The sequence below is a fragment of the Rhizobium phaseoli genome (assembly GCF_003985125.1).
Lineage (GTDB): Bacteria > Pseudomonadota > Alphaproteobacteria > Rhizobiales > Rhizobiaceae > Rhizobium > Rhizobium phaseoli.
In genome coordinates this window covers 59,924-85,026 of sequence record NZ_ML133575.1, presented here as the reverse complement: position 1 = coordinate 85,026, position 25,103 = coordinate 59,924, and the positions used below count along the sequence as shown (strand labels likewise).

Below are 25,103 nucleotides of genomic sequence, written 5' to 3'. Positions count from 1 at the left end.
CAGGGATCAGGCTTTTTTCGTACTCAAAACTTCTATCAGTTTTACGCCGAATCGGGTGTCGTCGTTATCAAGCACCGTAATCTCGCCGCGTGCAATCCTGCGGCCATTCACCATGATCTCGACAGGTTCGCCGATTTTCTTGTCGAGAGCGATCGTCGCACCTTCGTTGAGATTCATCAGTCCGGAGACCTGCATCCGGCTGGTGCCGAGCATGATCTGGACATCGATCGGAATGTCCATGATCAGTTCAAAATTCGAAGTCAGCGCGCTGCCGAGCGGCGCCGGTGACGTCTCGAACGAAGAGCTGTCGCCGAAATCCATGCCTGCGGCCGGGCTGGCATTGCCAGCGCCGAAATCGCCGCCGAAATCATCGCCGCCGAAAGGGGAATCCGAAATCTCGCCGCCGAAGGCAGCCAGATCCGTTCCTGCTCCGAAGGCATCATTCTCCAGGTCGCCGCCAAATTGCGACAGGTCACCATCGGCGTCCTGCTTCAGCACGCCGCGCAGATCGTCGATCGCCTGGTCGAGATCCGCTTCGCTGCCCGGCACATCCAGGGAGAGGTCGCTGTTCTGCTGTGTTTTCTTCGTTGCCATGAAATCACTATTCCAGTTGAAACTTGCCTCAAACTGCCTTTGCAGCCCAAAATCCAGAGAACCGACTAATTCATCAAATGACGGATGAGCTCGTCATCCGAGTTCATCGTATCCTTGACGCGGACCATGTAGTTTTCGCCTGAGCGGCCGAACTCGCAGACATACAATTCCTTGCTGTTGGCGCTGACCTCGACGCGCACGTCGCCGCTGTCGCGGAAGGGGATGACGTCGCCGACCATCAGCTTCGATATCGTCCGCAGCGTCAGATCCTGCAGCCTGATCCTGGCCTCGAGCGTGACATGCGAGCGGCGCACCTGGTCACCGAGCTGTTCGCTCCATTCAGGTGAGGCGGCGGCCTGACGCTTCGGCTTCGGGGCCGTCACCTTGGTCTTCAGCAGCGCCGTCTGCGGAACGATCAGCGAGAATTCCGAAACGATGCCGGCTAGCGTCAGCGACATGTTGATGGCGGCGGCGAATTCGTCCGGCTTGTCTTCCGGCGGCCGGGGGCGCGCGTCAGGGGCGTGCGGGGCCGAAAGGCTCGGTTCGAAACCGCCCGGCGCGTTGACCGCCGAGCGCAGTACCTTGGCGATCTTGTCGAACACCATGACCGCCAGATCGAGTTCGATGATCGAGAGCAGCCGGTCGGCCGGTTCCTCGATCGTATCGGCGGTGGCGCCGAGCAGGTGCTCCATCAGCGTGATGACGAAACCATTGCCGCAGGCAAGCGTGATGTTCTGCGACCAGTTGCGCAACGTCGCATCGACGAGGGTGACATTGGCGCTGAGATCATCGACCAGGTGGTTCTTGTAGCCGATCTCGCAGCCGAGATAATTGACCGTCACGTCGAGGCCGGTCTCGCTTTTGATGACATCGGGAAAGAACTCGCTGTAGACCTCTCCGAAGGCGCTGCAGATCTTGGACACGCGGCCTCTGTCGCCAAGCCCGCCTGTCAGCTTGGCGAGAAGGGCGGGGTCCATTGCCGGTTTGTCATGCGAAGCATCGCTCATGGTCATTTAAGCCGCCTTGTTTTCGCCGCCTGGGTTCATCATTTCCTGTTCGACGGCGTCGATGGACGGACGCTCGTAAGCCGAGATCGTCTTGCGGCCGTATTCGAGAGCGACCTGCGGCACCGAACCGTTCATGTAGGCCAGCAAGGTCTGCTTGACGATCACGTAGAGGCGGTGCTGCTTGTTGCGGACGACCTTGATCTGGGAGACCAGCGGCGAGCAGACGCAGTAGGACAACAGGATGCCGAGGAAGGTGCCGACCAGCGCCGAGCCGATCAGGTGGCCGAGCACTTCGGGCGAATCGTTGATGTGGGCCATCGCCTTGATGACGCCGAGAACGGCCGCGACGATACCGATCGCCGGGAAGGAATCGCCCATGATCTGGATCGCGTGGTAGGGCTTCATCTTGTCGTGCATGATGGTGTTGAGCTCTTCATCCATCAGCGCCTCGATTTCGTGGCTGCGCGCGTTGCCGATGATGATCAGGCGGACATAATCGCAGATGAAGGCCGTCAGCTCCTTGTTCTTCAGAACCGTGGGTGCCTGCTGGAAGATCGTCGATTCGGCCGGATTGTCGATATGGGCTTCGATTTCGTTTCGCGACTTGGTGCGCAGGTCACGCATCAGCGAATAGAGCACGCCGAGCGTATCGAGATAATTGCGCTCCTTCGGCACGGCGTGCTTGAAGGCTTCGCCGAGCGCCTTGCCGGAATCCTTCACCACCTTCATCGGATTGGCCATGATGAAGCTGCCGAGGCCGGCGCCGCCGATGATGACGAATTCGAAGGGCTGGAACAGAGCCTCCACGTGGCCGCCCATCGCCATGAAGCTGCCGACGACACAGCCGCAAGTCACTATAAATCCGATAATGATGTTCATCGTCAGCCCAATCTGAACGTTGCTTTTCTTTGAGACGGATAGGGTTTCTGCCTTGCGTGAGGCTGATGAAAAGGCCGCATGCGGGCATTTCAGCGTACCAGCTTCGCGCAAGCATCTGCCGTCAATCTGAAGGAGACGAATGGGCGTTCGCGCCCGTTTCTGAGATGCCGCCTCAGCGAAATTCCGGCCGAACCAGATCAGACGACGCCCGGCTTTTCGTTCCGTTCATCGCCAATGCTTGGAGCGTTCCGACATGCAATCCGGTCTTTATGTTTCTCTGTCGTCGCAGATGGCGCTCGAAAAGCGCCTGAACACCATCGCAGACAACATGGCGAACGTGAACACGACCGGTTTTCGCGCCACCGAGGTGAAGTTCGACGAGATGGTGGCGGCCACCAAGAACAAGCTGAACACCAAAGTCGCCTTCGTCTCCCAAGGCAATGATTATCTGAACGAGCAGAACGGCGAGCTGCAGCATACCGGCAACATGCTCGATTTCGCCGTCAAGGGTGATGCCTGGTTTTCGCTCGATACGCCGGCCGGCCGCGTGCTGACGCGCGACGGCCGCTTCACCCTGAAAGAAACCGGCGAGCTCGTCTCGATCCGGGGATATCCGGTTCTCGACGCCGGCGGCGCGCCGATCCAGCTCGACACGAAGGCCGGCGAGCCGGCGGTCGGCACCGACGGCATCATCTATCAGGCCGGCCGCCAGGTCGGATCGCTCGGGCTGTTCGAGGCCGATATCAGCAAGGGCTACCTGCGCTACGAAAACAGCGGCATCATGACCACCGATCAGCCGCGCGCCGTGGTCGACCGCTTCAATGTCGGCGTCGAGCAGGGATATCTGGAAAACTCCAACGTCAACGCCATGCGCGAGATCACCCAGCTGATCGAGGTCAACCGCTCCTTCGAAAGCATCTCGTCGCTGATGCGCGACAGCGAGGATTCGTTCAAGGAAGCCGTCCAGACGCTTGGAGGCAGCCGCTAAAACATGAGCACGCTACTGGCCGAGGACAGCCTTTCCCCGACGCTGGCGCATCTGGCGGGTCTCGTCGACCAATATGCATCGCCCGACTTCGCGGTGGCCCATGGTGGTCGCGTGCAGACCATTGCCGCCGGCCACTACACCGTTCGCGGCCTTTCCCGCCATGTTCGTCTCGGCGAGTTCGTGGCGCATAAATCCGCCTCCGGCGTCCATCTCGGCGAGGTCGTCCGCGTCGAGCCGGAGCTGATCTACGTCTGCCCGATCGAACCCGGCGAGCCGATCGGCATCCATGATACCGTCATTCGCAAGGGCGCTTTCCGCATTTCGCCGTCCGACAGCTGGTGCGGGCGCACCATCAATTCGCTCTGCGAGCCGATCGACGGGCAGGGCCCGATCGTCGAGGGCCTCGATCGCCGCTCGATCTCCAACACCGCGCCGCCGTCGATGACCCGCCAACGCGTCGGAACAGGATTCAAGACCGGCGTGCGCGCGATCGACATCTTCTCGCCGCTCTGCCTCGGGCAGCGCCTCGGCATTTTCGCCGGATCCGGTGTCGGCAAGTCGACGCTTCTGTCGATGCTCGCCCGTGCCGACGCCTTCGACAAGGTTGTCATCGCGCTCGTCGGCGAACGCGGTCGCGAGGTGCGCGAGTTCATCGAGGATACGCTCGGCAGCAACATGAAGAAGGCGATCGCCGTCGTCGCGACCAGCGACGAGAGCCCGATGTTGCGCAAGATGGCGCCGCTGACGGCGATCACCATTGCCGAGCATTTCCGCGACAAGGGCGAGAACGTCCTTTTCATCGTCGACAGCGTCACCCGTTTCGCCCATGCGATCCGCGAGGTGGCAACCGCCTCCGGCGAGCCGCCGATCGCGCGCGGTTACCCCGCGTCGGTCTTCACCGAACTGCCGCGCCTGCTCGAGCGCGCCGGTCCCGGCCCCGAAGACGCCGGCACGATTACCGCGATCATCTCGGTCCTCGTCGACGGCGACAACCACAACGACCCGATTGCCGATTCGACGCGCGGCATCCTCGACGGCCATATCGTCCTGCAGCGCAGCCTCGCCGAAGAGGGGCGTTATCCGCCGATCGATCCGCTCGCCTCGATCTCGCGTCTTGCCCGCAAGGCCTGGACGCCGGACCAGGAGAAGCTGGTGTCGCGGCTGAAAGTGCTGATCCACCGCTTCGAGGAGACGCGGGACCTGCGCCTGATCGGCGGCTACCGCCAGGGCGCCGATCCCGATCTCGACATGGCGGTCAAGCAGGTCCCCATCATTTACGACGTCCTGAAACAGGCGCCGGGCGATCGTGAGTCGGTCGACGCCTTTGCTGACCTCGCCGGCGCGCTGAAAGCCGCAGCCGGCATGGGCAATCCGGGCGCACCCATCCAGAGGAGATAGACGTGGCTGAATTCGACGACGAACGCATCGCTTCGCTGAAGCAGCGCAGGAAAGGCGCGATGCTGGATCGGTTTCTCACCTACACCGGCCTGGCGCTTGCCGGCGCTTCAGCCTTTTTCCCCTGGTACGTTTTCTTCAACGCCGACAAGTTCGGCATCAATGTCGCCGCCAGCAGCAATTCGCGCGAACTGCCGGATTGGCCGGCCCGCAACGTCTTCAGCGTCTCGCCGCTGGCCATGGTCAACAAGAACGAGGCAGCCAAGAAGGTTCCGCCGGTCGATCCGCTGACGACGGCAACGGTCTCCGATCTCGGCAAAGCGCGGGATGGCGGTGACTTGCTGGAAGAGCAGCCTTTCCCCGGCAAGTCTTCCTTCCGCCTGCTGCATGTCTCCAACGGCCGGGCGCTGATCGAGGATCCCTCGGGCATGTATGTGGTGCGCATCGGCTCGATCCTGCCCGACGAAAGCCGCCTTGCGACGCTGGAGCAGCGGGACGGCAAATGGGTGATCATCACCTCCAAGGGTGAGATCTACAAGAACGACTGAACCTCTTCGCAAAGCCGAAGGCAACAGGGGCTCCGCCGCAGACCGGCAGGAGCCCTTTCTCTTATGCGGCCCCTCTTGTGCGACCTCGCCGAAAGCGCCGCCAAGCCCGATTTCCGGTAAGTCCCACGCAAGATTACCGCACTAGGTTCGGGCTAGTAAAAACGGAGAGTTCTCATGCAACCGATCCAACTTTTCGACTTGGCTTCGCGACAGGCGGAATGGCTGACGATCCGTCAGCAGGTTGTTGCCGGCAATATCGCGAATGCCAATACCCCGAAATTCCGTGCCAAGGACGTCACGCCCTTCGATGCCGTGCTTGATAAGTCCGACATCACCATGACGCGCACCAACCCGGCGCATTTCAGCGGCAACGATTTCAGCGAGACCGGCGATATCGACGTCAAGGATGCGGCGCTCGACCAGGAGATCGGCATTCAGGAATCCGGCAACACCGTCGGACTGGCTGAGGAGCTTTCGAAGTCGGGCGACATCAAACGCCAGTACGATCTGAACACCTCGCTGGTCAGCTCCTTCAACCGCATGATGCTGATGACCGTCAGGAAGTAATTGTCATGGATCCGCTTTCCGCAGCTATGAAAATCGCCGGTTCGGGGCTCGAGGCGCAATCGACGCGTCTGCGCATCGTCTCGGAAAACATCGCCAACGCCCGTTCGACCGGCGACACGCCCGGCGCCGATCCCTATCGCCGCAAGACGATCACCTTCGGCCAGCAGATGGACCACGTAAGCGGCGTCGAGACGGTCAACGTCAAGAAGGTCGGCGTCGATGAGGGCGATTTCAGCACCGAATTCGACCCCAGCAATCCGGCGGCGGACGCCAAGGGCGTCGTCAAGCTGCCGAACGTCAACGTTCTGGTCGAGATGGCCGACATGCGCGAAGCCAACCGCTCCTACGATGCCAACCTGCAGACCATCAAGCAGACCCGCGACCTCATCTCGTCAACGATCGATCTTCTGAAGAGCCAATAATAAATGATCAGCAGCGTCCAGAATGTCAGCAACCTTTCGATGACCCGCGCGCTCGGTGCCGTCGAGACCGAGAATTCCGCCTCATCGTCCGCAGCGACCATGCCGGGCACCGCGGGTGCGGCCAACGGCATGAGCTTCGCCTCCGTCATGGGCAATATGGCGAGCGACGCCGTCAACAGCCTGAAGGGCGCCGAAAGCATGTCCTTTGCCGGCATCAAGGGTACGGCGACGACGCGTGAAGTCGTCGATTCCATGCTCCAAGCCGAGCAGACGCTGCAGACTGCGATTGCCATCCGCGACAAGGTCGTCTCGGCCTTTCTCGAAGTCACCAAGATGCAGATGTAACTGATTTGAGGACGAACACATGAGAGCGCTCGCCATTGCAGCAACGGGCATGGATGCCCAGCAGACCAATCTGGAAGTCATCGCCAACAACATCGCCAACATCAACACGACAGGCTTCAAGCGGGCCCGCGCCGAGTTCACGGATCTGCTCTATCAGACCGAACGCGCCAAGGGTGTGGCCAACCGCGCCAACCAGGCCGTGGTCCCGGAAGGCGCCAATATCGGTCTCGGTGTTCAGACGTCTGCGGTGCGCAATCTGCATCTCCAGGGCGAACTCACCCAGACCGGCAACGATCTCGACGTGGCGCTGATCGGCAAGGGCTTCTTCCAGATCCAGTCGACCGATGGCACCACGCTCTATACCCGTGCCGGCGCCTTCAACAAGAACGACCAGGGCCAGCTCGTCACCGTTGACGGCTACGAGGTCCTTCCCGGCATCACTATTCCCACAGGCTCGACCGAACTGACCATCAGCCGCTCCGGCGAAGTCTCGGTCAAGCTGCCGGGCGCCACGGATACGACCGTGCTTGGCCAGCTGACGCTTGCCGACTTCGTCAACGAGGCGGGCCTTCAGCCGATCGGCGACAACCTCTTCCAGGAAACGGCGGCCTCCGGCGAGGCCGTTGTCGGCAATCCCGACGAGGAAGGCTTCGCCTACATGAAGCAGGGTTATCTGGAATCTTCGAACGTCGATCCGGTGAAGGAAATCACCGAGCTGATATCGGCGCAGCGCGCTTACGAAATGAATTCCAAGGTGATCACCACCGCTGATGAAATGGCCTCCATCGTCAGCAAGAACCTGAAGTAAAGGGAAGGGCCGAAAACATGATGTTTTGCCGGGCAGGACACATCTCGGGATGGGTGGCGGCAGCCATGATCGCAGTCGCGGGCATCGTGGTGCCCGCAGGCGCCGACGCCGGCATGGGTTATGCCGTCGTCCCGACGACAATCATCTACCCCGGCGATACATTGTCGGCCAGCCAGCTTCAGGAGGTCGAGGTCACCAACCCCAACCTTGCCGGCGATTTTGCCAAATCCATTTCCCAGGTCGAAGGCCTTGTCTCCAAGCGCACGCTGCTGCCGGGCCGCACCATTGCTGTTTCGGGCCTGCGCGAGCCTTATACGGTGACGCGCGGCTCTTCGATCCGCCTGGTCTTCTCGCTCGGCCCGATGACGATCTCGGCCGCCGGCACGCCGCTCGAAGACGGCGCCACCGGGCAGCTCATCCGCGCACGCAATATGGACTCCGGTGTGATCGTCAGCGGCACGGTGCTTGCGGACGGCACGGTCCATGTGAGGGCAAAATGAGATTGTTGTTCCGTTTCCTGACGCTTGTCGCGGTTCTCGCCATGAGCCTGGCCGACGTCGCGCCCGCCTGGGCGCTGACGTCGCGCATCAAGGATATCGCCTCCCTCCAGGCCGGCCGCGACAATCAGCTGATCGGTTATGGCCTTATCGTCGGCCTGCAGGGCACCGGCGACGGTTTCCGCTCTTCGCCCTTCACCGAGCAGTCGATGCGGGCGATGCTGCAGAATCTCGGCATCTCGACGCAGGGCGGCCAGTCCAACGCCAAGAACACCGCCGCCGTCATGGTCACCGCCAACCTGCCGCCTTTCGCAAGCCCCGGCAGCCGGATCGACGTGACGGTGAGCTCGCTCGGCGACGCGACGTCGCTGCGCGGCGGCACGCTCGTCATGACCTCGCTTTCCGGCGCCGATGGCCAGATCTACGCCGTTGCGCAGGGCGCCGTTATCGTCTCCGGCTTTCAGGCACAGGGTCAGGCGGCGACCGTGACCGAAGGTGTGACCACCGCCGGCCGCGTGCCCGGCGGCGCCATCATTGAACGCGAGTTGCCCTCCCGCTTCAAGGATTCGGTCAATCTCGTCCTGCAGCTGCGCAATCCCGACTTCTCGACGGCGATCCGCATCGCCGATATCGTCAACGGTTATGCCTCGGCCCGCTTCGGCGGCCCGGTCGCCGAAGCCAAGGATTCGCAGGAAGTGGTGATCCAGAAGCCGCGCACGGCCGATCTCACCCGGCTGATGGCCGATGTCGAGAATCTCATCGTCGAAACCGATACGCCGGCCAAGGTTGTCATCAACGAGCGCACCGGAACGATCGTCATCGGCTCCGATGTCCGCGTTTCGCCGGTCGCCGTCAGCTACGGCACCCTGACGGTCCAGGTCACCGAGACGCCGCAGATCATCCAGCCCGAGCCTTTCTCGCGCGGTCGGACCGCCGTCCAGCCGCAGACCGATATTGCGGCTGAGCAGACCGGCGGACGCGTTGCCATCATTGACGGTCCCGACCTCAGGACCCTCGTCGCCGGCCTCAACAATATCGGCGTCAAACCGGATGGCATCATCGCCATTCTCCAGGGCATCAAGTCGGCGGGCGCCCTGCAGGCGGAGCTTGTGCTGCAATGAAGACGATCCTGAACCACGAGATGACAGTCCTGCAGCTGCTGCGCCGGCTGGCGCTGCCGGCGGCAGGCCTCGTGCTGCTGTCGATCCCCGGCGCCTTCGCGCAGGAGCATCCGGAGGGAGACATCACCTCCCAGGACGAGATCAAGCAGTTCTGCACCAACATCGCCGATCCCGCCCGCGATCAGCGTTACCTCCTGCAGAAGCAGGAGCTGGAAAAGCTTCGCGCCGACATCGACGCCCGCGTCGCCGAGATGGACAAGCGCAAGGCTGAATACCAGGACTGGCTGAAGCGGCGCGACGATTTCCTGAAGCAGGCAGAGGCTGGTCTCACCGAAATCTACAAGAAGATGAAGCCGGATGCGGCCGCACTGCAGTTGCAGGATATGAACATCGAGGTGGCCTCCGCCGTGATCATGCGGCTCAGCCCGCGCCAGTCGAGCCTCATCCTCAATGAGATGGACGCGAAGAAGGCGGCGGCCATCGCCAGCATCATCGCCAGTGCGTCCGATCCCAATACGTCGAAGGATCCTTCATGAACATGCGTTTCCCGGCCGCGATCGCCGCCCTCGCACTCCTTGCAGGCTGCCAGTCTCCGACGGCGGTCAGCGAGATCGGCCGCGCGCCCGCCATGAGCCCGATCGGCAGCGGCCTTGCCTATGGCCAGACGCCGCAGATGGCGCTCTATCCGAAGCAGCCGCGCGCCGTCGCGCAGGGCTATTCGCTGTGGAGCGATTCGCAGGCAGCCCTCTTCAAGGATGCGCGGGCTCTCAATGTCGGCGACATCCTGACCGTCGACATCCAGATCAACGACAAGGCCTCCTTCGACAACGAGACCAACCGCAGCCGAAAAAATTCGAGCGGCATGAACTGGGACGTCAATGCGCAGATCTTCGGCTGGACGCCGGAATCCAAGACCGATCTGACCTACGGCTCCGACACCAGCACCGACGGCAAGGGCAAGATCGAGCGCACCGACAAGCTCACCCTGCTGGTCGCCGCCGTCGTCACCGGCATCCTCGAAAACGGCAACCTCGTCATCTCGGGTTCACAGGAGGTGCGCCTGAACCAGGAACTGCGCATCCTGAACGTCGCCGGTATCGTGCGTCCGCAGGACGTCAATGCGGAAAACCAGATCTCCTACGACAAGATCGCCGAAGCCCGCATCTCCTATGGCGGCCGCGGCCGCCTGATGGAAGTGCAGCAGCCTCCGCGCGGCCAGCAGGCCGTCGACCTTTTCTCGCCGCTTTGAGGCCGAACGACGATGGCAGACGCAGACTTAAGCGCAGGTCAACCGAAGACGAAATCCGGCACGTTGATGACGATTATCGGCGTCGCCGTCCTGACCCTGCTCGGCGCCGGCGGCGGCTGGGCGGTCGGCACGATCGTCGCCCCCGAGATCAAGGTCGCCAAGGAGGCCGAAGAGGCCAAGGACGCCGAGGCCAAGAAGAAGGCCGAGGAAGGCCTGGCGCACATCTCGACCGAGGCCAACAACGTCGTCCAGCTCGAGCCGATCACCTCGAACCTCGCCTACCCCTCGGAAAACTGGGTGCGGCTGGAAGTCGCGCTGCTGTTCAACGGGCCGCCTGACGTCAAGGTTGCCGAGGATATTCACCAGGATATCCTGGCCTATATCAGGACCGTTTCCCTCCAGCAGATCGAGGGGCCGCGGGGCTTTCAATATCTCAAGGATGACATCCAGGAACGTGTTGACCTTCGCTCGCAAGGGCGAGTATCGAAGGTCATGTTCAGGACATTTGTCATCGAATGATTCGATTTATAATTTTCCTAGCCGCCATGATGGCGGTACCGGAACTGGCGGTGGCGCAGCAGCTGCCGACGGATTTGTTGAACGTGCCGGTCGACGGCTCCGTCGCCGCCTGGATCATCCGCACCTTTGGCCTGCTGACCGTGCTTTCGGTCGCGCCGGGCATACTGATCATGGTGACGAGCTTCCCGCGCTTCGTCATCGCCTTCTCGATCCTGCGTTCGGGCATGGGCATCTCCTCGACCCCCTCCAACATGATCCTCCTGTCGCTGTCGCTGTTCATGACCTTCTACGTCATGTCGCCGACCTTCGATCAGGCCTGGCAGAACGGCGTGCAGCCGCTGCTTGCCAACCAGATCAACGAGACCGAGGCAGTCCAGCGTATCGCCGAGCCCTTCCGTACCTTCATGGCGGCCAATACCCGCGACAAGGATCTGGCGCTGTTCGTCGATCTGGCGCGTGAACGCGGCCAGAATATCCAGACGACCGATCCGATCGATTATCGGGTGCTGATCCCCGCCTTCATGATTTCCGAGATCCGCCGCGGTTTCGAAATCGGCTTCCTCGTCGTGCTGCCGTTTCTCGTCATCGATCTCATCGTCGCAACCATCACCATGGCGATGGGCATGATGATGCTGCCGCCGACGTCGATCTCGCTGCCGTTCAAGATTCTCTTTTTCGTGCTGATCGACGGCTGGAACCTGCTGGTCGGCAGCCTGGTGCGCTCGTTCAGCTGATCGCTGGCCAGGTCTTTACCGCGCCGCGCGTTTCAGACGCACAAAGGACGCCATAACACATTGAGTTTTTGCAATAGGAAACCCCGCCGGAACGATGGCTCCGGCGGGGTTTCTCATCCAGGTCGAACCTTACTCGGAAGCGAACGGGGCGGTGCGCGGCGGCAGCGCCGGAATGTCCATATGCTCGGGGGCGAGGCCCTGTCTGGCGCGGTCGGCCATGATTTCGTAGGCCTGCTCCAGATGATTGCAGAAACGTTCGGCGTCGAAGAGTGGCGCGATATAACGCTTCTCCTTCAGCCGCGCCTTGTATTCCGCGATCCGCCCGGGATTCTGCGCCAGTTCGACGGCGAGATCCTCGTAGGCCTGCAGGTCGCCGGCGACCAGTTCGGGCAGATCGATCGCCTGCAGCAGGCTCTCGCTGACGCGTGAGGCGAAGTTGGTGCCCTTGAAGGTCAGAACCGGCAGGCCGCCCCAGAGCTGCTCCGAGGTGGTCGTATGGCCGTTGACCGGGAAAGTATCGATGCCGAGGTCGGCCGCCTGCTGGCGGTCTATATGCTGGTCGTAGGGTGCGCGCGGGCAGAAGATGATCCGCTTCGGCGAGATGCCTGCCGTCTGGAAGTGCTTCGACAGGTTCGCCTGGTTGCGTGGCGAATTCGCCATCAGCCATAGCACGCTGTTCGGCGCCCGTTTGAGAATCCGGCACCAGCTGTTGACGACCTCAGGGGTGATCTTACGGTTGCCGTTGAAAGAGGCGAAGATGAAAGCATCTTCCGGCAGGCCGAGCTGCTCGCGGGTGACCGGACGCGGCTTCGGACGATGCAGCGGATCGTTCGGCTGATAGCTCTCCGGCAGCCGGCAGAATTTTTCGTGGTAGAACGGCTTTGCCACTTCGGGCAAAACGAAATGGTCGCCGATGACGTAGTCGAGGTCGATGTTGACCGTGCTGCCGGGAAAGCCGAGCCAGCCGACGTGCACGGGTGCGAGCGGCTGGTTGAAGGCGGCCGCCCGGCTGCCTGACGTATGGCCCTTCAGGTCGACCATGATGTCGATATTGTGCTCACGCACGATTGCCAGAACCGCCTGGTCGGAGAAGCCGTGAATGTCGACGATCCTGCCCCAGCGGCTGCGGTCGGTGTCATTGTGCTTCAGATATTCCGGGCCGGTATGGCAGAAGAGCGTCACCTCGAACCGGTCCTTGTCGTGCAGTTCGAGAATGCGCTGCAACAGCTTCATCGTCGCGTGGCGATCCCAGAAGTCCGACGACATGTAGCCGATCCGGATCTTGTTCGACCAGGTGTGCGGCTGGTTGCGTCGGGAGGCGACCCGGTCCTGGTTGAGTGGGGTCGTGCCGATCGTGGCATATCGGTTGAAATTCTCGTTGCCGCACCAGTGCAGATGATAGAAGGGGTTGTCCTTGCGCAGGATATCGAGATCGCCCTTCGCCAGGGTTCCGTCGATTGCCGCCTGATGCTTGGCGGCCTCTTCGAAATCATTGAACTCGCGAGCGAAAACGAGGTGGAGAAAGCGAAAGGCGTGATTGCCCGGAAAACGCTTGAAGAGGTTGCGGGCAAGCGTCTGGTTGGTTGCGTCGTTGAGATCGTCGCTGAGCAGCAGGGCCGCCAGCCGCATATGATCGGGATTCATGCTTTCCGACAGCACCGTCTTGAACGGGCGGATGATATCCCGCTGCTGGCGCTTCAGATAGATCGCGGTGATGATGAAGGCGAGCTCGGCATCTTCCTGCGCCCTGGTGAGGTTGCGCATGGCGATCAGCAGCGCTTCGTCCTCGCTGCCGGTTTCGTAATAGAGCTTGGCAGCCTGCTTCTGATATTCGTAGGCGTTCGGTCCTTCGCAATTGCCGGCCAGGCCATAGGCTTTCGCGGCATCGGCTTTGAAGCCGAGCTGCACGAGGTTCTTGGCCAGCAGCGCGTAGGTCTTGGCGTCCTGCTGGATATCCATGAGCTGGTTGAGCGTCGCCAGGGACTGTGTGTAGCGGCCCGCCTGATAATCTCTGGATGCCGCAGAGAACGAAACTTTGCTGTTCAAAACCCAACTCCGTGAAGGAAATGTTCTGGCATGGCTGTCGATCGCCCGGCGCAGGTACGGGCCGTCCTCCCCGAAAGCGGGTGGATGATCCGATGGTGCTATCCCGGCACCTGCCACATTGGCATTCGAAGCTTGCTTGAAACCGGTGCGTCTGATGACGACGCTTCCGTTCCCGAGGGAAAACGGCTTCTTTCCCGGTATGTTAGCATGTGAACGAATAGATTCAGCCGGCATTAACTATGCGATGTAAGGAGCCGGCACGGCACCTCGATTTTTAAGAAGTTGGCAAGCATTGGCTGCGAGATTGCCCTGGACATGACGGGTTTGGGCCAAACAAGCAGGCGCCGAGTAGCATGAAGCTGGTCCGTCATCGCCGGTACTACAGTCCGGTATGTCCTCCTTTTTGTATCTAGTTTCCAGGGGACAGATTTATGACAAGCATTAACACCAATTCTTCCGCAATGGCCGCTCTCCAGACGCTGCGCAACGTCAACCAGGGCCTCAACAGCACGCAGAACCACGTTTCGTCCGGTTACCGCGTTGAAAAGGCTTCTGACAACGCTGCTTACTGGTCGATCGCAACGACCATGCGTTCGGACAACAAGGCTCTGTCTGCAGTTTCCGACGCTCTCGGCATGGGTGCCGCCAAGGTCGATACCGCTTACACCGCCATGGATAGCGCCATCGACGTCGTTGGCGACATCAAGGCCAAGCTCGTTGCCGCCACTGAAAACGGCGTCGACAAGGCCAAGGTCCAGGAAGAAATCGGCCAGCTGCAGGAGCAGTTGAAAAGCATCGCGCAGTCGGCTTCGTTCAACGGCGAAAACTGGGTTGCCGGCGCTAACGGCACCAAGAGCGTTGTTTCCTCCTTCGTTCGCGACGGCTCCAACGCCGTTTCGGTTACGACGACGGACTACGTTCTCGACAGCGGCTCCGCCGGCAACGTTCTGTTCGGCATGAGCGGCGGCGCGGTCGAAACCTCCACGGGTATTCTCGGTACATCGAATGGTGCGACCGGTTCGATCTACGCCATGGACATCACCAACTTCACTGCTGGCCAGATCCAGACCGCTCTGACGAACGTCGAAGCTGCTCTGAAGTCCATGACCAGCGCGGGTGCAGCTCTCGGCTCGCTCTCCAAGCGCATCGACAACCAGGAAGACTTCGTTTCGGCTCTCAGCGACTCGATCGACTCCGGTATCGGCCGTCTCGTCGACGCCGACATGGAAGAAGAATCTTCCAAGCTCAGCGCCCTGCAGACCCAGCAGCAGCTGGCCATCCAGTCGCTGTCGATTGCGAACTCCTCTTCGCAGAACATCCTTTCGCTCTTCCGCTAAGAGCGGTCGGCACAAGGCTTCCAAGTTTCGCGGCCGGGTTATCCCCGGCCGCGAAATGTTTTAATATAAGGTTAATGAGAATCCGTCTAAGCCTCAGATATTTTTACACTATTTCCGTTTTTAATTTAGCTTTCCTTAACCATCTTGCTGTTTTCTAGGCCCATCGAAACGGCGAGTTAACCTTAACGAGAATGGTTAACAGGCATGATGCTGATCGCTGTGGGCCGGCCAAAATCCGGAATGTCCCTTCTTAAATTCTGCCAATAAGGGGCAATCAGACTATGACGAGCATCAACACCAATAATGCTGCAATGGCAGCCCTCCAGACTCTCCGCGGCATCAACCAGGGCCTCCAGACGACCCAGGCTCACGTTTCGTCCGGCTATCGCGTCGGCAAGGCTGCCGACAATGCCGCTTACTGGTCGATCGCAACGACCATGCGTTCGGACAACAAGGCACTTTCCGCTGTTTCCGACGCTCTCGGTCTCGGCGCCGCCAAGGTCGACACCGCTTACTCCGCCATGGACAGCGCCATCGACGTCGTCGGTGACATCAAGGCCAAGCTCGTAGCCGCCACTGAAAACGGTGTCGACAAGGCCAAGGTCCAGGAAGAAATCAGCCAGCTGCAGCAGCAGCTGCTCAGCATCGCTCAGTCGGCGTCCTTCTCCGGTGAAAACTGGGTTGCCGGTGCTGACGGCACCAAGAACGTCGTCGCTTCCTTCGTCCGCGACGGCTCCAACGCCGTTTCCGTCGTGATGACCGACTACGTTCTCGACGACAGCTCCGCCGGCAACGTTCTGTTCGGCATGAGCGGCGGCGCGGTCGAAACCTCCACGGGTATCCTCGGCACGTCGAATGGCGCGACCGGTTCGGTCTACGCGATGGACATCACCAACTTCACCCTCGGCCAGATCCAGACCGCTCTGACGAACGTCGAATCGGCTCTGAAGTCCATGACCAGCGCCGGTGCAGCTCTCGGCTCGATCTCCAAGCGCATCGAACTGCAGGAAAACTTCGTCAACGCGCTCAGCGACTCGATCGACTCCGGTGTCGGCCGCCTCGTCGACGCCAACATGGAAGAAGAATCCTCCAAGCTCAGCGCCCTGCAGACCCAGCAGCAGCTGGCTGTCCAGTCGCTGTCGATTGCGAACTCCTCTTCGCAGACCATCCTGTCGCTCTTCCGCGGCTAATATCCGGCAGAAAATATGGCCCGCCGGTCTCCGGCGGGCGTCTCGAAATAGAGCCGCGCTTCGATGGAGCGCGGCTTTTTTATTTCCGTTAAGGATTGATTAACCATAATGCTGTTTTCTGAGGCCAACGAGACGGCGGGTTAACCGAAATTTAAAACCGGTTAACAGGCATGAGGCTGATCCCCGTTCCCGGTAGCTTTCCGGAATGTCCCTTTTTCCCACCTGCCGACAAGGGGCAATCATTTCATGACCAGCATTTTGACCAACGTCGCGGCGATGGCCGCCCTTCAGACGCTCCGCGGCATCAACGACAGCCTCGAAGGCACGCAGAACCGTGTATCCTCGGGTTACCGCGTCGAAAAGGCCGCCGACAATGCCGCCTACTGGTCGATCGCAACGACCATGCGTTCGGACAACAAGGCGCTGTCTGCCGTTTCCGACGCTCTCGGCCTCGGCGCCGCCAAGGTCGACACTGCCTATTCCGCCATGGACAGCGCCATCGACGTCATCAGTGAGATCAAGGCGAAGATCGTTGCCGCAACCGAAAAGGGCGTCGACAAGACCAAGGTCCAGGAGGAAATCGGTCAGCTGCAGCAGCAGCTTCTGAGCATCGCGCAGTCGGCTTCCTTCTCCGGTGAAAACTGGGTCGCCGGCGCTGACGGCACCAAGAGCGTCGTGTCGACCTTCGTCCGCGACGGCAACGGCAATGTCTCGGTCAAGACGACGGACTACGTCCTGGACACGAGCTCCTCGGGCAACGTTCTCTTCGGCATGACCTCGACCGGCACGATCGATACGAGCGCCGGCATTATCGGCACGTCATACGGTACGATCGGCTCGATCTATTCGATGGATATCAGCACCTTCGGTTCGGTTGAGATCTCCATGGCGCTGACCTCGATCGAGGCCGGTCTCGAAGCCATGACCAAGGCTGCCTCGCAGCTCGGTTCGATTTCCACCCGCATCGAACTGCAGGAAAACTTCGTCGGAGCGCTGAGCGACTCGATCGACTCAGGCGTCGGTCGCCTCGTCGATGCCGACATGGAAGAGGAATCGAGTAAGCTGACGGCGTTGCAGACCCAGCAGCAGCTGGCCATCCAGTCGCTGTCGATCGCCAATTCCAGCGCGCAGAACATCCTCACCCTGTTCCGCAGCTAATCGCCCCGCTGAAGCTGGACCGAATCTTGCGCCGCCGTCCGGCGCCACGCAGAAAACCTTCCGGACCGCGCCCGAAACGGCGCGGTTCTTTCTTTTATATCAATAGGTTGCTCCGGGCGAAGTTTCGCTGGCTGCGGCTCGTGGCCGCGCTCTTGCTCAACAGCTTGGTATCGAGTTAACCTGACCTTGAGTTGATTTGTTTTTGCGACACGCCGGTGGAGATCCACCGGAGGCATGACGCCACGCCAGTCGCTGCCGGCAGTCCGGCCTGCCCTTTCATCTGATTCCGAGACCCTGTCGATGACCGTTAAGATTACCAGCGCGGCCGCGGTGAATGCACTTTCGGTGCTGCGCAGCATCAACAAAGAAGCCAGCCAGACCCAGCAGCAAGTGTCTTCGGGATATCGGATCGAGACGGCCGCCGACGACGCCTCTTACTGGTCGGTCGCGACCGTCATGCGCTCGGACAGCACCAATCTCGGCACGATCGGCGACGCGCTCGGTCTCGGTGCCGCCAAGGTGGATGCGACCTATACGGCGATGACTTCGGCGATCGATCTCGTCACCCAGATTCGCACCAAGCTCGTTGCGGCAAGAGAGCCCGGCACCGACAAGGATAAGATCAACGCCGAGATCAGCGAATACAAGGACCAGCTGAGGACCGTCGTCGAATCGACGTCCTTTGCAGGGGAGAACTGGTTGCTGAACAGTGACAAGGCGTCGCCGCCGACATGGTCGGTCATTTCGGGTTTCGTGCGCGCCTCGACCGGCGAATACCAGGCTCAGAGCATCGACTTCCCGTCGTCGCAGACCATCCTCATAGATAAGAACAATGCGAGCGGCGGCCTGTTCACCAAGGCAGTTGATGCCCAGGCGATCAACAATAGCGGCACGGGACCGCGGAATTATTACCTGCTGGACGCCGATTCGACGACGCCGGCGACGGGCACGGAAGTCGCGATCGGCAAGAACACCACGGACGCCCAGCTCGCCGACATGCTGGATGTCACCGACTCTCTGCTCTCCTCGCTGACGACGACATCCGCCTCGATCGGCGTGATGAAGGCGCGCATCGACGATCAGATCGACTACACCGCCGATCTGTCCGATTCGATCGACAAGAGCGTCGGCGCGCTCGTCGATACCGATATGGACGAGGCTTCGATCCGGCAAAAGGCGATAGAAACCCAGAAGCAGATGGCCGTGGAAGCGATCTCGATCCTGAACACGGCCGCCAGCAAGATCCTCATTCTGCTGGAATAGAGCTGGGCGCGATCGTCGATGGCGGCGGCGCCATTCACCCTCGCGCAAGTTTGACTTCCTAGTTTCCGGCATGAAGGCATCGTCCGAAATCATGCCGGCGCAAGGTCAAGCCCTTGTTCGCCGCGAAGGACATGTCGCGCGCAAGGTCATTTTGAACGGGGGGCAGCATGCTGCGTGTCTCCCGGATGCTGGATGGTTTCTATGAGCATTTCGCTTTCTCGGTATTTGAAGGATTTCGGCGAGCCGAAACCGTCGGCGCCGATCATCGACATCGACGACTTTCCCGGCGATGCTTTTCCCGAGGCACCGAGCGAACCATCGGTCGACGTCGAGGCGGAGCGTCGCGATGCCTATGCGCAAGGCCATGCGGCGGCGACCGCTGAATTGACCGAGAAATACGAAAGCGAGGCGCGCGCTCTGGCCGAGATCCATGCGCGCGAGCTCGAAGAACTGAAGCTCCGCTATGAAGTCGAGGCGGCCGCCGTCATTGCCTCGCGCGTGCGCGATATTGCCGAAGAACTCGCCCAACTGGTCAGCGCCGGCGCGGCTGCGGCGATTGCGCCCGTCATGACCGAGGCGCTTGCGGCCAAGGCCGCCGAAAACCTCGCCGCATTGCTGCGCGACGCGATCCTCGAGGGTGCTGCCGGACCGATCGTCGTCAGGGGGCCGACCCGCCTCTTCGACATATTGAAGGCCGAGCTCGGCGAACATGCCACCGCGGTTCGCCACCTGGAGAGCGACGATATCGATCTTGCCGTCGAAATCGGTGACTCCGTCATCGTCACCCGTATGTCCGCCTGGGCGGCCAGCTTGAAGAAAGTTCTCGAATGAGCGAAGGCGAAAACCATCACCACGGCAGGAACGAGATCATCATCGTCAAGCGGCATGGCGGCGGTGATCACGATGGTGCCCATGGCGGTGCGTGGAAAATTGCCTATGCCGACTTCATGACGGCGATGATGGCGTTCTTCCTGGTCATGTGGCTTGTCAACGCCGCCAACGAGGAAACCAAGGCCGCGGTCGCGACCTATTTCAATCCGATCAAGCTCGCCGACGAAAAGCCGACGGAGAAGGGCCTGAAGAAGCCCGTCGACCATGCCGAGGGTGAGGAAAAGAAGGAAAAGTCGAAGCAGAAGGAAGACAATCCGACTGAGGGCAAGTCCGCCGCCGATGGTGACGACCAGACATCGACTTCAGGCGACCAGACCAATTATTCCGAAGCCGACTTTTTCGAAAATCCATATTCGGTTCTTGCCGAGATCGCCCAGGAAGTCGGCCAGCAGGCCAATGTCAGCGCCAAGGGCGATGGCGGCGCGGCCGATTCCGGCCCGGCGACCGGCGCCGATGGCGGCGAAGCCTATCGCGATCCCTTCGATCCGGATTTCTGGACGAAGCAGGTCGAGGTGACAACGGCTGGAAAAGCCCTGCCGCCCGGCAAGAGCGCGGAGCAGGCGACCGAAGGTGCGGCAACCGAGGTCGCCAAGGCCGAGGATATGAAGCCGGTGCCTTTGGCGACCGACCAGAAGCCCGCCAAGGACGCCAAGGAGAGCAAGGAAACCAAGGGCGCGCCCGAGACCAAGGGCGGCAAGACGACGGATGGTAAGGCGCCCGACGAGAAGAAGGCGGAGGCCGAGAAGAACGCCGATCACCAAAAGGATGCTGACAAGAGCGCGGACGAGACCGAACGGCAGAAGAAGGAAGCGGATGAGCTTCAGCAGCAGATCGCCCAACAGATCGGCGGCGTTGCCGGCAAGCTTGCCGAAGGCCTGACGGTGACGGCATCCGAAGGCGGCCTGCTGGTCAGCATCTCCGACCAGAACGACGATTCGATGTTCAACATCGGTTCCGCGGTTCCGCGCCAGGAGATGGTGCTGGCCATGGAAAGGATAGGCACGATCCTGAAGGAGAGGGGCGGCGCCGTCGCCATCCGTGGCCACACGGACGGACGTCAGTACAAGGGCGGCCAGAACGAGAACTGGCGGCTGTCGATGGATCGCGCCCAAAGTGCCTACTACATGCTCGTGCGCGGCGGGCTGGACGAGAAGCGCATATCGCAGGTCTCCGGCTTCGCCGACCGTCGGTTGAAACTGCCTGCCGACCCGTTCAACGCGGCCAACCGCCGGATCGAGATCCTGGTGCAGGCGGATTAAGGATAGTCGGATGGCGCGTCGGCAGCATCGTTACCTCGGATTTATAGCCCTCGGCCTGGCGATGCTTTCGCCCGCCGCAGGCAATGCGCAGGATCCGGACGATCTCTCGCCGTACAAGATGCTGCGGTCGCTGCAGTTCGTGCAGGATTCGGTCGTCGCCGGCGATCATTCGGCCGGCGAGATGCAGCGCTTCATGCTGGGCACGATCGACGAGCGGCTGCGCACGGCCGATACGTCGATCTACGACGACGACCGCAATGTCGATGCTGCGCTGATCTATGCGATGAGCGGCGGCAATCCGCAGACGCTCGAATATCTGATCGCCCATGACGTCAACGGCTATTTCGACAACCGCGTCACCGACGTGCTGCGCAAATATCTGAGCGGCAAAGGGCTCCTCGTCGCCAAAACGCTGGAGGAAACAGCCAGGGAATATCGTGACAAGAAGATCGGTCCCTACCTGGCGCTGATCGGCGGCAACGTCCTGATCGCCACGAAACCGACGGATGCGCTGGATCTCTACGACCAGGCGCGTCTCGCCGCGCCGGGCACGATTGTCGAGGAAGCGGCCTTGCGCCGTTCCGTCGCCATCTGCGTCGACAAGGGACTGCTAGACAAGGGGCTGGCCTATTCGCAGCGTTATGCCCGCCGCTTCCTGCATTCGCCCTATGCCAGCCAATTTGCCGATCTGTTCGTCAAGCTCGTCGTCGCCCATGATCGCGACGTGAAACCGCAGGATGTCGTCGACATCCTGTCCTTCATGGATGCTCCGCGCCAGCGTGAGGTCTATCTGCGCATCGCTCGCGCTGCCGCAATATCAGGCAAGCCGGAGCTGGCGCGCATGGCGGTCGAACGTGTGCAATCGCTTGGTGCAGGCACCGACAATGCCTTCGGCCCGCTCGCCGATTTTTACGGCGGCATGGCCGGCCTTCCCACGCAGGATATCGATCAGGCGGCGAAGAATGTCAGCGGCATTGACGGCAATGCACTGTCGCCGCGGGACCAGGCGCTGCAGGCGGCGGCACGATCCGTCGCCGAGCAGATCCTGCGCGCGCCGGATCCGGCAAGCCTGACGCAAGCATCCGATCCTAACACTTCTCATCAAGAAATCACTTCTGAAAAGGCCGCGGCGATAGCCATGCAACCGGGAGCGCCAGGCGCGTCTCCCGAGCCTGTTCCGGGAGGTGTGGCATCGACTGGCCAGAGCCAGGATACCGACCCCTCATTCAACGCATTTGTGACGACCAGCCGATCCAAGCTCGACGAGATCGATGGTCTTCTGGCGCAGGAAGGCAACGAACAATGATGGATTTGAGCGTCTCGGGCGGAGCCTCCGGTGCGGACGCGGCTGCGGCCGCGAAATCCGCCAAAGGGGCAGGAAAGGGCGACGCCGCCGGTCAGAAGGGCGACTTCTCCGATGTGCTCGCGAAAGCGAGCGGCAGTGCCGCCAACGACGCGCCCGACGATGCGCAGCCGGATCAGGGAGTGGTCGACGGCGACGCGGCGACGCTGGCGCACACGGTCCGCCGCCGCAGCGGCGCCAAGCCATTGATCGATCTCAGCGACGCCGCCCTGAAGGCGCAGGCCGAGGCGCGGCCGGAAACAGTCGCCAATGGTGCAAAGGCCGCTGCAAAGCCCGCAAAGGATCAGGCCAAGTTGCCGGCCGATCGCGGTAAGCTCGATGCCAAGGATCCGTCCGCTGACGAGGCCGCGCAGGCAGCCAAAGGGGTCAAACACGCCAAGACCGACCTCTCGGCAACAGATGCGGATGCCGACAGCGAGGACGATGACGGCGGCATTTCCGACGTACTCGGCCTGTTGAAGCAGGAGCCCGCCGCCTTGCCGGCCGCCGCCGCTCAACTCGCCGCCGCCACGGCCGGGGAGGCCGGGCCTGTCGACAAGAAGACTGCGGCTGACGGCAAAACGAGCGGCCACGCATCCGACGCCCTGGCGGCCGTCAGCGGCAATGTCGAAGGCATCAAGGCGGATGACATCGGGGTTCCAGGTGCGCAGAATGCCGACGCCGCTGACGGCAGAACCTTCCGGCTCAGCCGCGCCGACGGTCGCGGCGTATCGATGGATGTTCACATCGGTGCGGATCAGGCCGGGTCGAAGGACGGCTCGAAGAAGACCGACGTCGAAAACGTCTCGGTGCTCGAATCGCGCCGCTATATCGGCTTGGCGCAGAATACCAATTCCGCCGCCGTCACCGCCGCCCTCTCCGGCGATTCCGAATGGGCGCGCGCCATGGAGCCGAGCTCGGCGCTCTCCAACGCGGCGGAATGGACGAGCACCGGCAAGGTGGTCAATACGCTGAAGATCCAGATGAACCCGATCGATCTTGGCCTGGTGACGGCGACCATGCGCCTCTCCGGCGATGCCTTGAACGTCGACCTCAAGGTCGAAACCGGTGCCGCCTACCGGCAGCTGAAGGAAGATCACGGCAAGATTCTCGAAGCGCTGCGCAGCCAGGGTTACGCGGTCGACAACGTTACCATCAGTATGGCTCCCGTCGAGCGCGTCGACGCCGGCAATCAGGCTGGCGGGCAGGGGCAGGCCTCCCCGCAGCAGTCGCTCGCCCAGCAGGGGCAGGGCGGGGCGGCGCGCGAGCGCCACAATCAGACGGCGCAGCGGACGGATGGAGGCTTCAATGGCGCAGGCGAGACCGGTATTGAAGACGTTTCTGCTGGCGGGGCTCGCGGCAGCGGGGCTGGCGGCGTTTACCTCTGAGGCGGCTGCCTCCACCGGCGCCTGCGAACGCGAAATCCAGTCGGCTGCCGCCAAATATGGCATCCCGGAGGGCATCCTCTATTCGGTCGGTCTGACGGAGACCGGTCGCAAAGGCTCGCTCTATCCCTATGCCATGAACGTCGAAGGTAAGGCGATCTTCCCGCCTTCGGAAGAGGACGCGATGCGGCAGTTCGATGTCGCTCGCAGAAGCGGGGCGAAGCTCATCGACATCGGATGCATGCAGATCAACCACTATTATCACGGCGAGAATTTCGCGTCCGCCGAGGACATGTTCGATCCGCATCGCAACGTCGAATATGCCGCGAGGTTTCTCCGCAACCTGCATGACCGTCATGAGACGTGGACGATGGCGGTAGCCAGATACCATGCCGGCCCGAATAACGATCCCGCGCAGAAGCAATATGTCTGCCGCGTCATCGCCAATCTGGTGGCCACGGGCTACGGCAAGTGGACTCCCAATGCGAGTAACTTCTGCCAAAATTAATTCAACCGGAAATAGAAGTGCCGGAATATGACGAAACTGTGTCATAATGTGGCAGGAATCCGGCGCCAAATCGATGCGCAAGTCACATTTAACCGCTCGTTAACTTTTCCACGAAACTTTTGTGTGGATATTCGAGGGCGACCACTAGATCTAGATCAAATCGCCACGCAGATCTTAATCAATTATTAATTTCTGCCATTAACTTTAACGAGTTGTCGCCGATTCGCGCGATTCGTACCCATAGATCATCGAAGTGCCACACTGATTCGGAGGCGGACGAATGATCGTAGTGGTTGATGAGCGCGAGCTCGTGAAAGACGGATATACATCTCTGTTTGGCCGGGAGGGCATTCCCTCTACCGGTTTTGATCCATCGGAATTTGGCGACTGGGTGCAGACCGCCGCCGATTCTGATATTGCGGCCGTCGAGGCCTTCCTCATCGGACAGGGCCAGCGCAGCCTGGAGTTGCCGCGGGCGATCCGGGATCGCTCGATGGCACCGGTGATCGCGGTCAGCGACCAACCCTCGCTGGAAAACACGCTTGCGCTTTTCGATTGCGGCGTTGACGACGTGGTGCGCAAGCCGGTCCATCCGCGCGAAATCCTCGCCAGGGCGGCTGCGATCCGGCGCCGGCTGAAGGCGATCGCCAACTACACCGACATCGGCGGCATCCGCGTCTTCTCGGATGGCCGCGACCCCGAGATCAACGGCGAAGTCTTCGCGCTGCCCCGGCGCGAGCGCCGCATCCTCGAATATTTGATCGCCAATCGCGGTCGCCGGGTGACTAAGACTCAGATCTTCAACGCCATCTACGGCATCTTCGACGAAGAGGTCGAAGAGAACGTCGTCGAAAGCCACATCTCGAAGCTGCGCAAAAAGCTGCGCAAGAAGCTCGGCGTCGATCCGGTCGATTCCAAGCGCTTCCTTGGCTACTGCATCGATTGGGCCTGATTTTCTCGGCCGGGTGGCGGCGCCCGGCTGGACCTCGAGATCGGCCTTGCAGCGCGCCATCACAGACAGCTTCACGCAAGGCCCGACAAATACTCTCGA

Annotated in this window: 27 protein-coding genes; 23 read left to right on the top strand and 4 right to left on the bottom strand. The window is 61.3% G+C overall.

The window, feature by feature from the left end:
• Positions 1–6: 6 nt before the first annotated feature.
• The 3 genes from fliN to motA form a co-directional block, all read right to left on the bottom strand.
• Entirely contained in the window at positions 7–594 is a 588-nt protein-coding gene (fliN, locus tag EFD56_RS19195) for a flagellar motor switch protein FliN (RefSeq protein ID WP_010003290.1), read from the bottom strand.
• Positions 595–659: 65 nt separating this feature from the next.
• Positions 660–1,607, bottom strand: a complete 948-nt coding sequence (locus tag EFD56_RS19190) for a FliM/FliN family flagellar motor switch protein (protein ID WP_126905980.1) — start codon at positions 1,605–1,607, stop codon at positions 660–662.
• Positions 1,608–2,480 carry a flagellar motor stator protein MotA gene (gene motA, locus EFD56_RS19185; RefSeq protein ID WP_012482675.1) on the bottom strand — a complete coding sequence of 291 codons (873 nt, stop codon included), beginning with the start codon at positions 2,478–2,480 and terminating at the stop codon, positions 1,608–1,610.
• Between the two features lie 253 nt (positions 2,481–2,733).
• On the opposite strand from motA, the gene flgF reads away from it, so the two are divergent.
• The 13 genes from flgF (at position 2,734) to fliP (ending at position 11,673) form a co-directional block, all read left to right on the top strand.
• Positions 2,734–3,468 (top strand): flagellar basal-body rod protein FlgF, encoded by a 735-nt coding sequence (gene flgF / locus EFD56_RS19180; RefSeq protein WP_004672286.1) that lies wholly within the window; start codon positions 2,734–2,736, stop codon positions 3,466–3,468.
• A gap of 3 nt (positions 3,469–3,471) precedes the next feature.
• On the top strand, positions 3,472–4,866 hold the full coding sequence (fliI, locus tag EFD56_RS19175) for a flagellar protein export ATPase FliI (protein ID WP_126905979.1): 1,395 nt from the start codon (positions 3,472–3,474) through the stop codon (positions 4,864–4,866).
• A gap of 2 nt (positions 4,867–4,868) precedes the next feature.
• Positions 4,869–5,411 carry a hypothetical protein gene (locus tag EFD56_RS19170; RefSeq protein WP_012482678.1) on the top strand — a complete coding sequence of 181 codons (543 nt, stop codon included), beginning with the start codon at positions 4,869–4,871 and terminating at the stop codon, positions 5,409–5,411.
• A 174-nt stretch (positions 5,412–5,585) separates the two neighbouring features.
• Positions 5,586–5,978 carry a flagellar basal body rod protein FlgB gene (gene flgB / locus EFD56_RS19165; protein WP_004672288.1) on the top strand — a complete coding sequence of 131 codons (393 nt, stop codon included), beginning with the start codon at positions 5,586–5,588 and terminating at the stop codon, positions 5,976–5,978.
• 5 nt (positions 5,979–5,983) lie between these two features.
• On the top strand, positions 5,984–6,400 hold the full coding sequence (flgC, locus tag EFD56_RS19160; protein WP_004672289.1) for a flagellar basal body rod protein FlgC: 417 nt from the start codon (positions 5,984–5,986) through the stop codon (positions 6,398–6,400).
• A 3-nt stretch (positions 6,401–6,403) separates the two neighbouring features.
• On the top strand, positions 6,404–6,745 hold the full coding sequence (fliE, locus tag EFD56_RS19155; RefSeq protein ID WP_126905978.1) for a flagellar hook-basal body complex protein FliE: 342 nt from the start codon (positions 6,404–6,406) through the stop codon (positions 6,743–6,745).
• A gap of 19 nt (positions 6,746–6,764) precedes the next feature.
• On the top strand, positions 6,765–7,553 hold the full coding sequence (gene flgG, locus EFD56_RS19150; RefSeq protein WP_010023131.1) for a flagellar basal-body rod protein FlgG: 789 nt from the start codon (positions 6,765–6,767) through the stop codon (positions 7,551–7,553).
• Positions 7,554–7,570: 17 nt separating this feature from the next.
• A complete protein-coding gene (flgA, locus tag EFD56_RS19145) occupies positions 7,571–8,053 on the top strand; it encodes a flagellar basal body P-ring formation chaperone FlgA (protein WP_037114475.1) in 483 nt (160 codons plus the stop codon).
• A complete protein-coding gene (locus EFD56_RS19140; protein WP_012482683.1) occupies positions 8,050–9,171 on the top strand; it encodes a flagellar basal body P-ring protein FlgI in 1,122 nt (373 codons plus the stop codon). The genes flgA and EFD56_RS19140 overlap by 4 nt, the downstream gene beginning before the upstream one ends.
• Positions 9,168–9,707 (top strand): MotE family protein, encoded by a 540-nt coding sequence (locus tag EFD56_RS19135; RefSeq protein WP_016734780.1) that lies wholly within the window; start codon positions 9,168–9,170, stop codon positions 9,705–9,707. Before EFD56_RS19140 ends, EFD56_RS19135 begins: the two co-directional genes overlap by 4 nt.
• Entirely contained in the window at positions 9,704–10,420 is a 717-nt protein-coding gene (gene flgH / locus EFD56_RS19130; protein ID WP_011424030.1) for a flagellar basal body L-ring protein FlgH, read from the top strand. Before EFD56_RS19135 ends, flgH begins: the two co-directional genes overlap by 4 nt.
• Positions 10,421–10,432: 12 nt before the next feature.
• The gene (locus tag EFD56_RS19125) at positions 10,433–10,939 is read left to right on the top strand and encodes a flagellar basal body-associated FliL family protein (RefSeq protein WP_037114479.1); all 507 of its coding nucleotides are present in this window, start codon (positions 10,433–10,435) and stop codon (positions 10,937–10,939) included.
• Entirely contained in the window at positions 10,936–11,673 is a 738-nt protein-coding gene (gene fliP / locus EFD56_RS19120) for a flagellar type III secretion system pore protein FliP (protein WP_004672297.1), read from the top strand. The genes EFD56_RS19125 and fliP overlap by 4 nt, the downstream gene beginning before the upstream one ends.
• A 129-nt stretch (positions 11,674–11,802) precedes the next feature.
• Here the strand turns inward: fliP and EFD56_RS19115 are convergent, their stop codons facing one another.
• Complete coding sequence (locus tag EFD56_RS19115; protein ID WP_064826944.1) at positions 11,803–13,719, bottom strand: O-linked N-acetylglucosamine transferase, SPINDLY family protein; 1,917 nt, start codon at positions 13,717–13,719, stop codon at positions 11,803–11,805.
• A gap of 431 nt (positions 13,720–14,150) precedes the next feature.
• On the opposite strand from EFD56_RS19115, the gene EFD56_RS19105 reads away from it, so the two are divergent.
• The 10 genes from EFD56_RS19105 to rem all read left to right on the top strand — a co-directional run bounded on the left by EFD56_RS19105 (position 14,151) and on the right by rem (position 25,004).
• Positions 14,151–15,056 carry a flagellin N-terminal helical domain-containing protein gene (locus EFD56_RS19105; protein WP_037143392.1) on the top strand — a complete coding sequence of 302 codons (906 nt, stop codon included), beginning with the start codon at positions 14,151–14,153 and terminating at the stop codon, positions 15,054–15,056.
• Between the two features lie 281 nt (positions 15,057–15,337).
• Positions 15,338–16,246 carry a flagellin N-terminal helical domain-containing protein gene (locus EFD56_RS19100; protein WP_037143396.1) on the top strand — a complete coding sequence of 303 codons (909 nt, stop codon included), beginning with the start codon at positions 15,338–15,340 and terminating at the stop codon, positions 16,244–16,246.
• 246 nt (positions 16,247–16,492) lie between these two features.
• Complete coding sequence (locus EFD56_RS19095) at positions 16,493–17,404, top strand: flagellin N-terminal helical domain-containing protein (RefSeq protein WP_004672304.1); 912 nt, start codon at positions 16,493–16,495, stop codon at positions 17,402–17,404.
• Positions 17,405–17,704: 300 nt separating this feature from the next.
• A complete protein-coding gene (locus EFD56_RS19090) occupies positions 17,705–18,667 on the top strand; it encodes a flagellin N-terminal helical domain-containing protein (RefSeq protein WP_126905977.1) in 963 nt (320 codons plus the stop codon).
• Between the two features lie 201 nt (positions 18,668–18,868).
• A complete protein-coding gene (locus tag EFD56_RS19085; RefSeq protein ID WP_012482690.1) occupies positions 18,869–19,498 on the top strand; it encodes a hypothetical protein in 630 nt (209 codons plus the stop codon).
• Positions 19,495–20,817 carry a MotB family protein gene (locus EFD56_RS19080; protein ID WP_126905976.1) on the top strand — a complete coding sequence of 441 codons (1,323 nt, stop codon included), beginning with the start codon at positions 19,495–19,497 and terminating at the stop codon, positions 20,815–20,817. The genes EFD56_RS19085 and EFD56_RS19080 overlap by 4 nt, the downstream gene beginning before the upstream one ends.
• Before the next feature lie 10 nt (positions 20,818–20,827).
• On the top strand, positions 20,828–22,123 hold the full coding sequence (motC, locus tag EFD56_RS19075) for a chemotaxis protein MotC (protein ID WP_126905975.1): 1,296 nt from the start codon (positions 20,828–20,830) through the stop codon (positions 22,121–22,123).
• Positions 22,120–23,547 (top strand): flagellar hook-length control protein FliK, encoded by a 1,428-nt coding sequence (gene fliK, locus EFD56_RS19070; RefSeq protein WP_126905974.1) that lies wholly within the window; start codon positions 22,120–22,122, stop codon positions 23,545–23,547. The genes motC and fliK overlap by 4 nt, the downstream gene beginning before the upstream one ends.
• A complete protein-coding gene (locus EFD56_RS19065; RefSeq protein ID WP_037114483.1) occupies positions 23,489–24,052 on the top strand; it encodes a lytic transglycosylase domain-containing protein in 564 nt (187 codons plus the stop codon). The genes fliK and EFD56_RS19065 overlap by 59 nt, the downstream gene beginning before the upstream one ends.
• 280 nt (positions 24,053–24,332) lie before the next feature.
• The gene (gene rem / locus EFD56_RS19060) at positions 24,333–25,004 is read left to right on the top strand and encodes a transcriptional activator Rem (protein WP_009993745.1); all 672 of its coding nucleotides are present in this window, start codon (positions 24,333–24,335) and stop codon (positions 25,002–25,004) included.
• Positions 25,005–25,103 lie beyond the last annotated feature (99 nt).

Bases quoted from the DNA above. Each gene is read 5' to 3' on its own strand.
- fliK (WP_126905974.1), top strand. From the start codon at position 22,120: ATGATGGATTTGAGCGTCTCGGGCGGAGCCTCCGGTGCGGACGCGGCT.
- EFD56_RS19090 (WP_126905977.1), top strand. From the start codon at position 17,705: ATGACCGTTAAGATTACCAGCGCGGCCGCGGTGAATGCACTTTCGGTG.
- motC (WP_126905975.1), top strand. From the start codon at position 20,828: ATGGCGCGTCGGCAGCATCGTTACCTCGGATTTATAGCCCTCGGCCTG.
- motA (WP_012482675.1), bottom strand. From the start codon at position 2,480: ATGAACATCATTATCGGATTTATAGTGACTTGCGGCTGTGTCGTCGGC.
- EFD56_RS19190 (WP_126905980.1), bottom strand. From the start codon at position 1,607: ATGACCATGAGCGATGCTTCGCATGACAAACCGGCAATGGACCCCGCC.
- fliE (WP_126905978.1), top strand. From the start codon at position 6,404: ATGATCAGCAGCGTCCAGAATGTCAGCAACCTTTCGATGACCCGCGCG.
- flgG (WP_010023131.1), top strand. From the start codon at position 6,765: ATGAGAGCGCTCGCCATTGCAGCAACGGGCATGGATGCCCAGCAGACC.
- EFD56_RS19125 (WP_037114479.1), top strand. From the start codon at position 10,433: ATGGCAGACGCAGACTTAAGCGCAGGTCAACCGAAGACGAAATCCGGC.
- fliP (WP_004672297.1), top strand. From the start codon at position 10,936: ATGATTCGATTTATAATTTTCCTAGCCGCCATGATGGCGGTACCGGAA.
- EFD56_RS19085 (WP_012482690.1), top strand. From the start codon at position 18,869: ATGAGCATTTCGCTTTCTCGGTATTTGAAGGATTTCGGCGAGCCGAAA.
- EFD56_RS19105 (WP_037143392.1), top strand. From the start codon at position 14,151: ATGACAAGCATTAACACCAATTCTTCCGCAATGGCCGCTCTCCAGACG.
- rem (WP_009993745.1), top strand. From the start codon at position 24,333: ATGATCGTAGTGGTTGATGAGCGCGAGCTCGTGAAAGACGGATATACA.
- flgB (WP_004672288.1), top strand. From the start codon at position 5,586: ATGCAACCGATCCAACTTTTCGACTTGGCTTCGCGACAGGCGGAATGG.
- flgF (WP_004672286.1), top strand. From the start codon at position 2,734: ATGCAATCCGGTCTTTATGTTTCTCTGTCGTCGCAGATGGCGCTCGAA.
- EFD56_RS19140 (WP_012482683.1), top strand. From the start codon at position 8,050: ATGAGATTGTTGTTCCGTTTCCTGACGCTTGTCGCGGTTCTCGCCATG.
- EFD56_RS19135 (WP_016734780.1), top strand. From the start codon at position 9,168: ATGAAGACGATCCTGAACCACGAGATGACAGTCCTGCAGCTGCTGCGC.
- fliI (WP_126905979.1), top strand. From the start codon at position 3,472: ATGAGCACGCTACTGGCCGAGGACAGCCTTTCCCCGACGCTGGCGCAT.
- flgC (WP_004672289.1), top strand. From the start codon at position 5,984: ATGGATCCGCTTTCCGCAGCTATGAAAATCGCCGGTTCGGGGCTCGAG.
- EFD56_RS19095 (WP_004672304.1), top strand. From the start codon at position 16,493: ATGACCAGCATTTTGACCAACGTCGCGGCGATGGCCGCCCTTCAGACG.
- flgA (WP_037114475.1), top strand. From the start codon at position 7,571: ATGATGTTTTGCCGGGCAGGACACATCTCGGGATGGGTGGCGGCAGCC.
- flgH (WP_011424030.1), top strand. From the start codon at position 9,704: ATGAACATGCGTTTCCCGGCCGCGATCGCCGCCCTCGCACTCCTTGCA.
- fliN (WP_010003290.1), bottom strand. From the start codon at position 594: ATGGCAACGAAGAAAACACAGCAGAACAGCGACCTCTCCCTGGATGTG.
- EFD56_RS19080 (WP_126905976.1), top strand. From the start codon at position 19,495: ATGAGCGAAGGCGAAAACCATCACCACGGCAGGAACGAGATCATCATC.
- EFD56_RS19100 (WP_037143396.1), top strand. From the start codon at position 15,338: ATGACGAGCATCAACACCAATAATGCTGCAATGGCAGCCCTCCAGACT.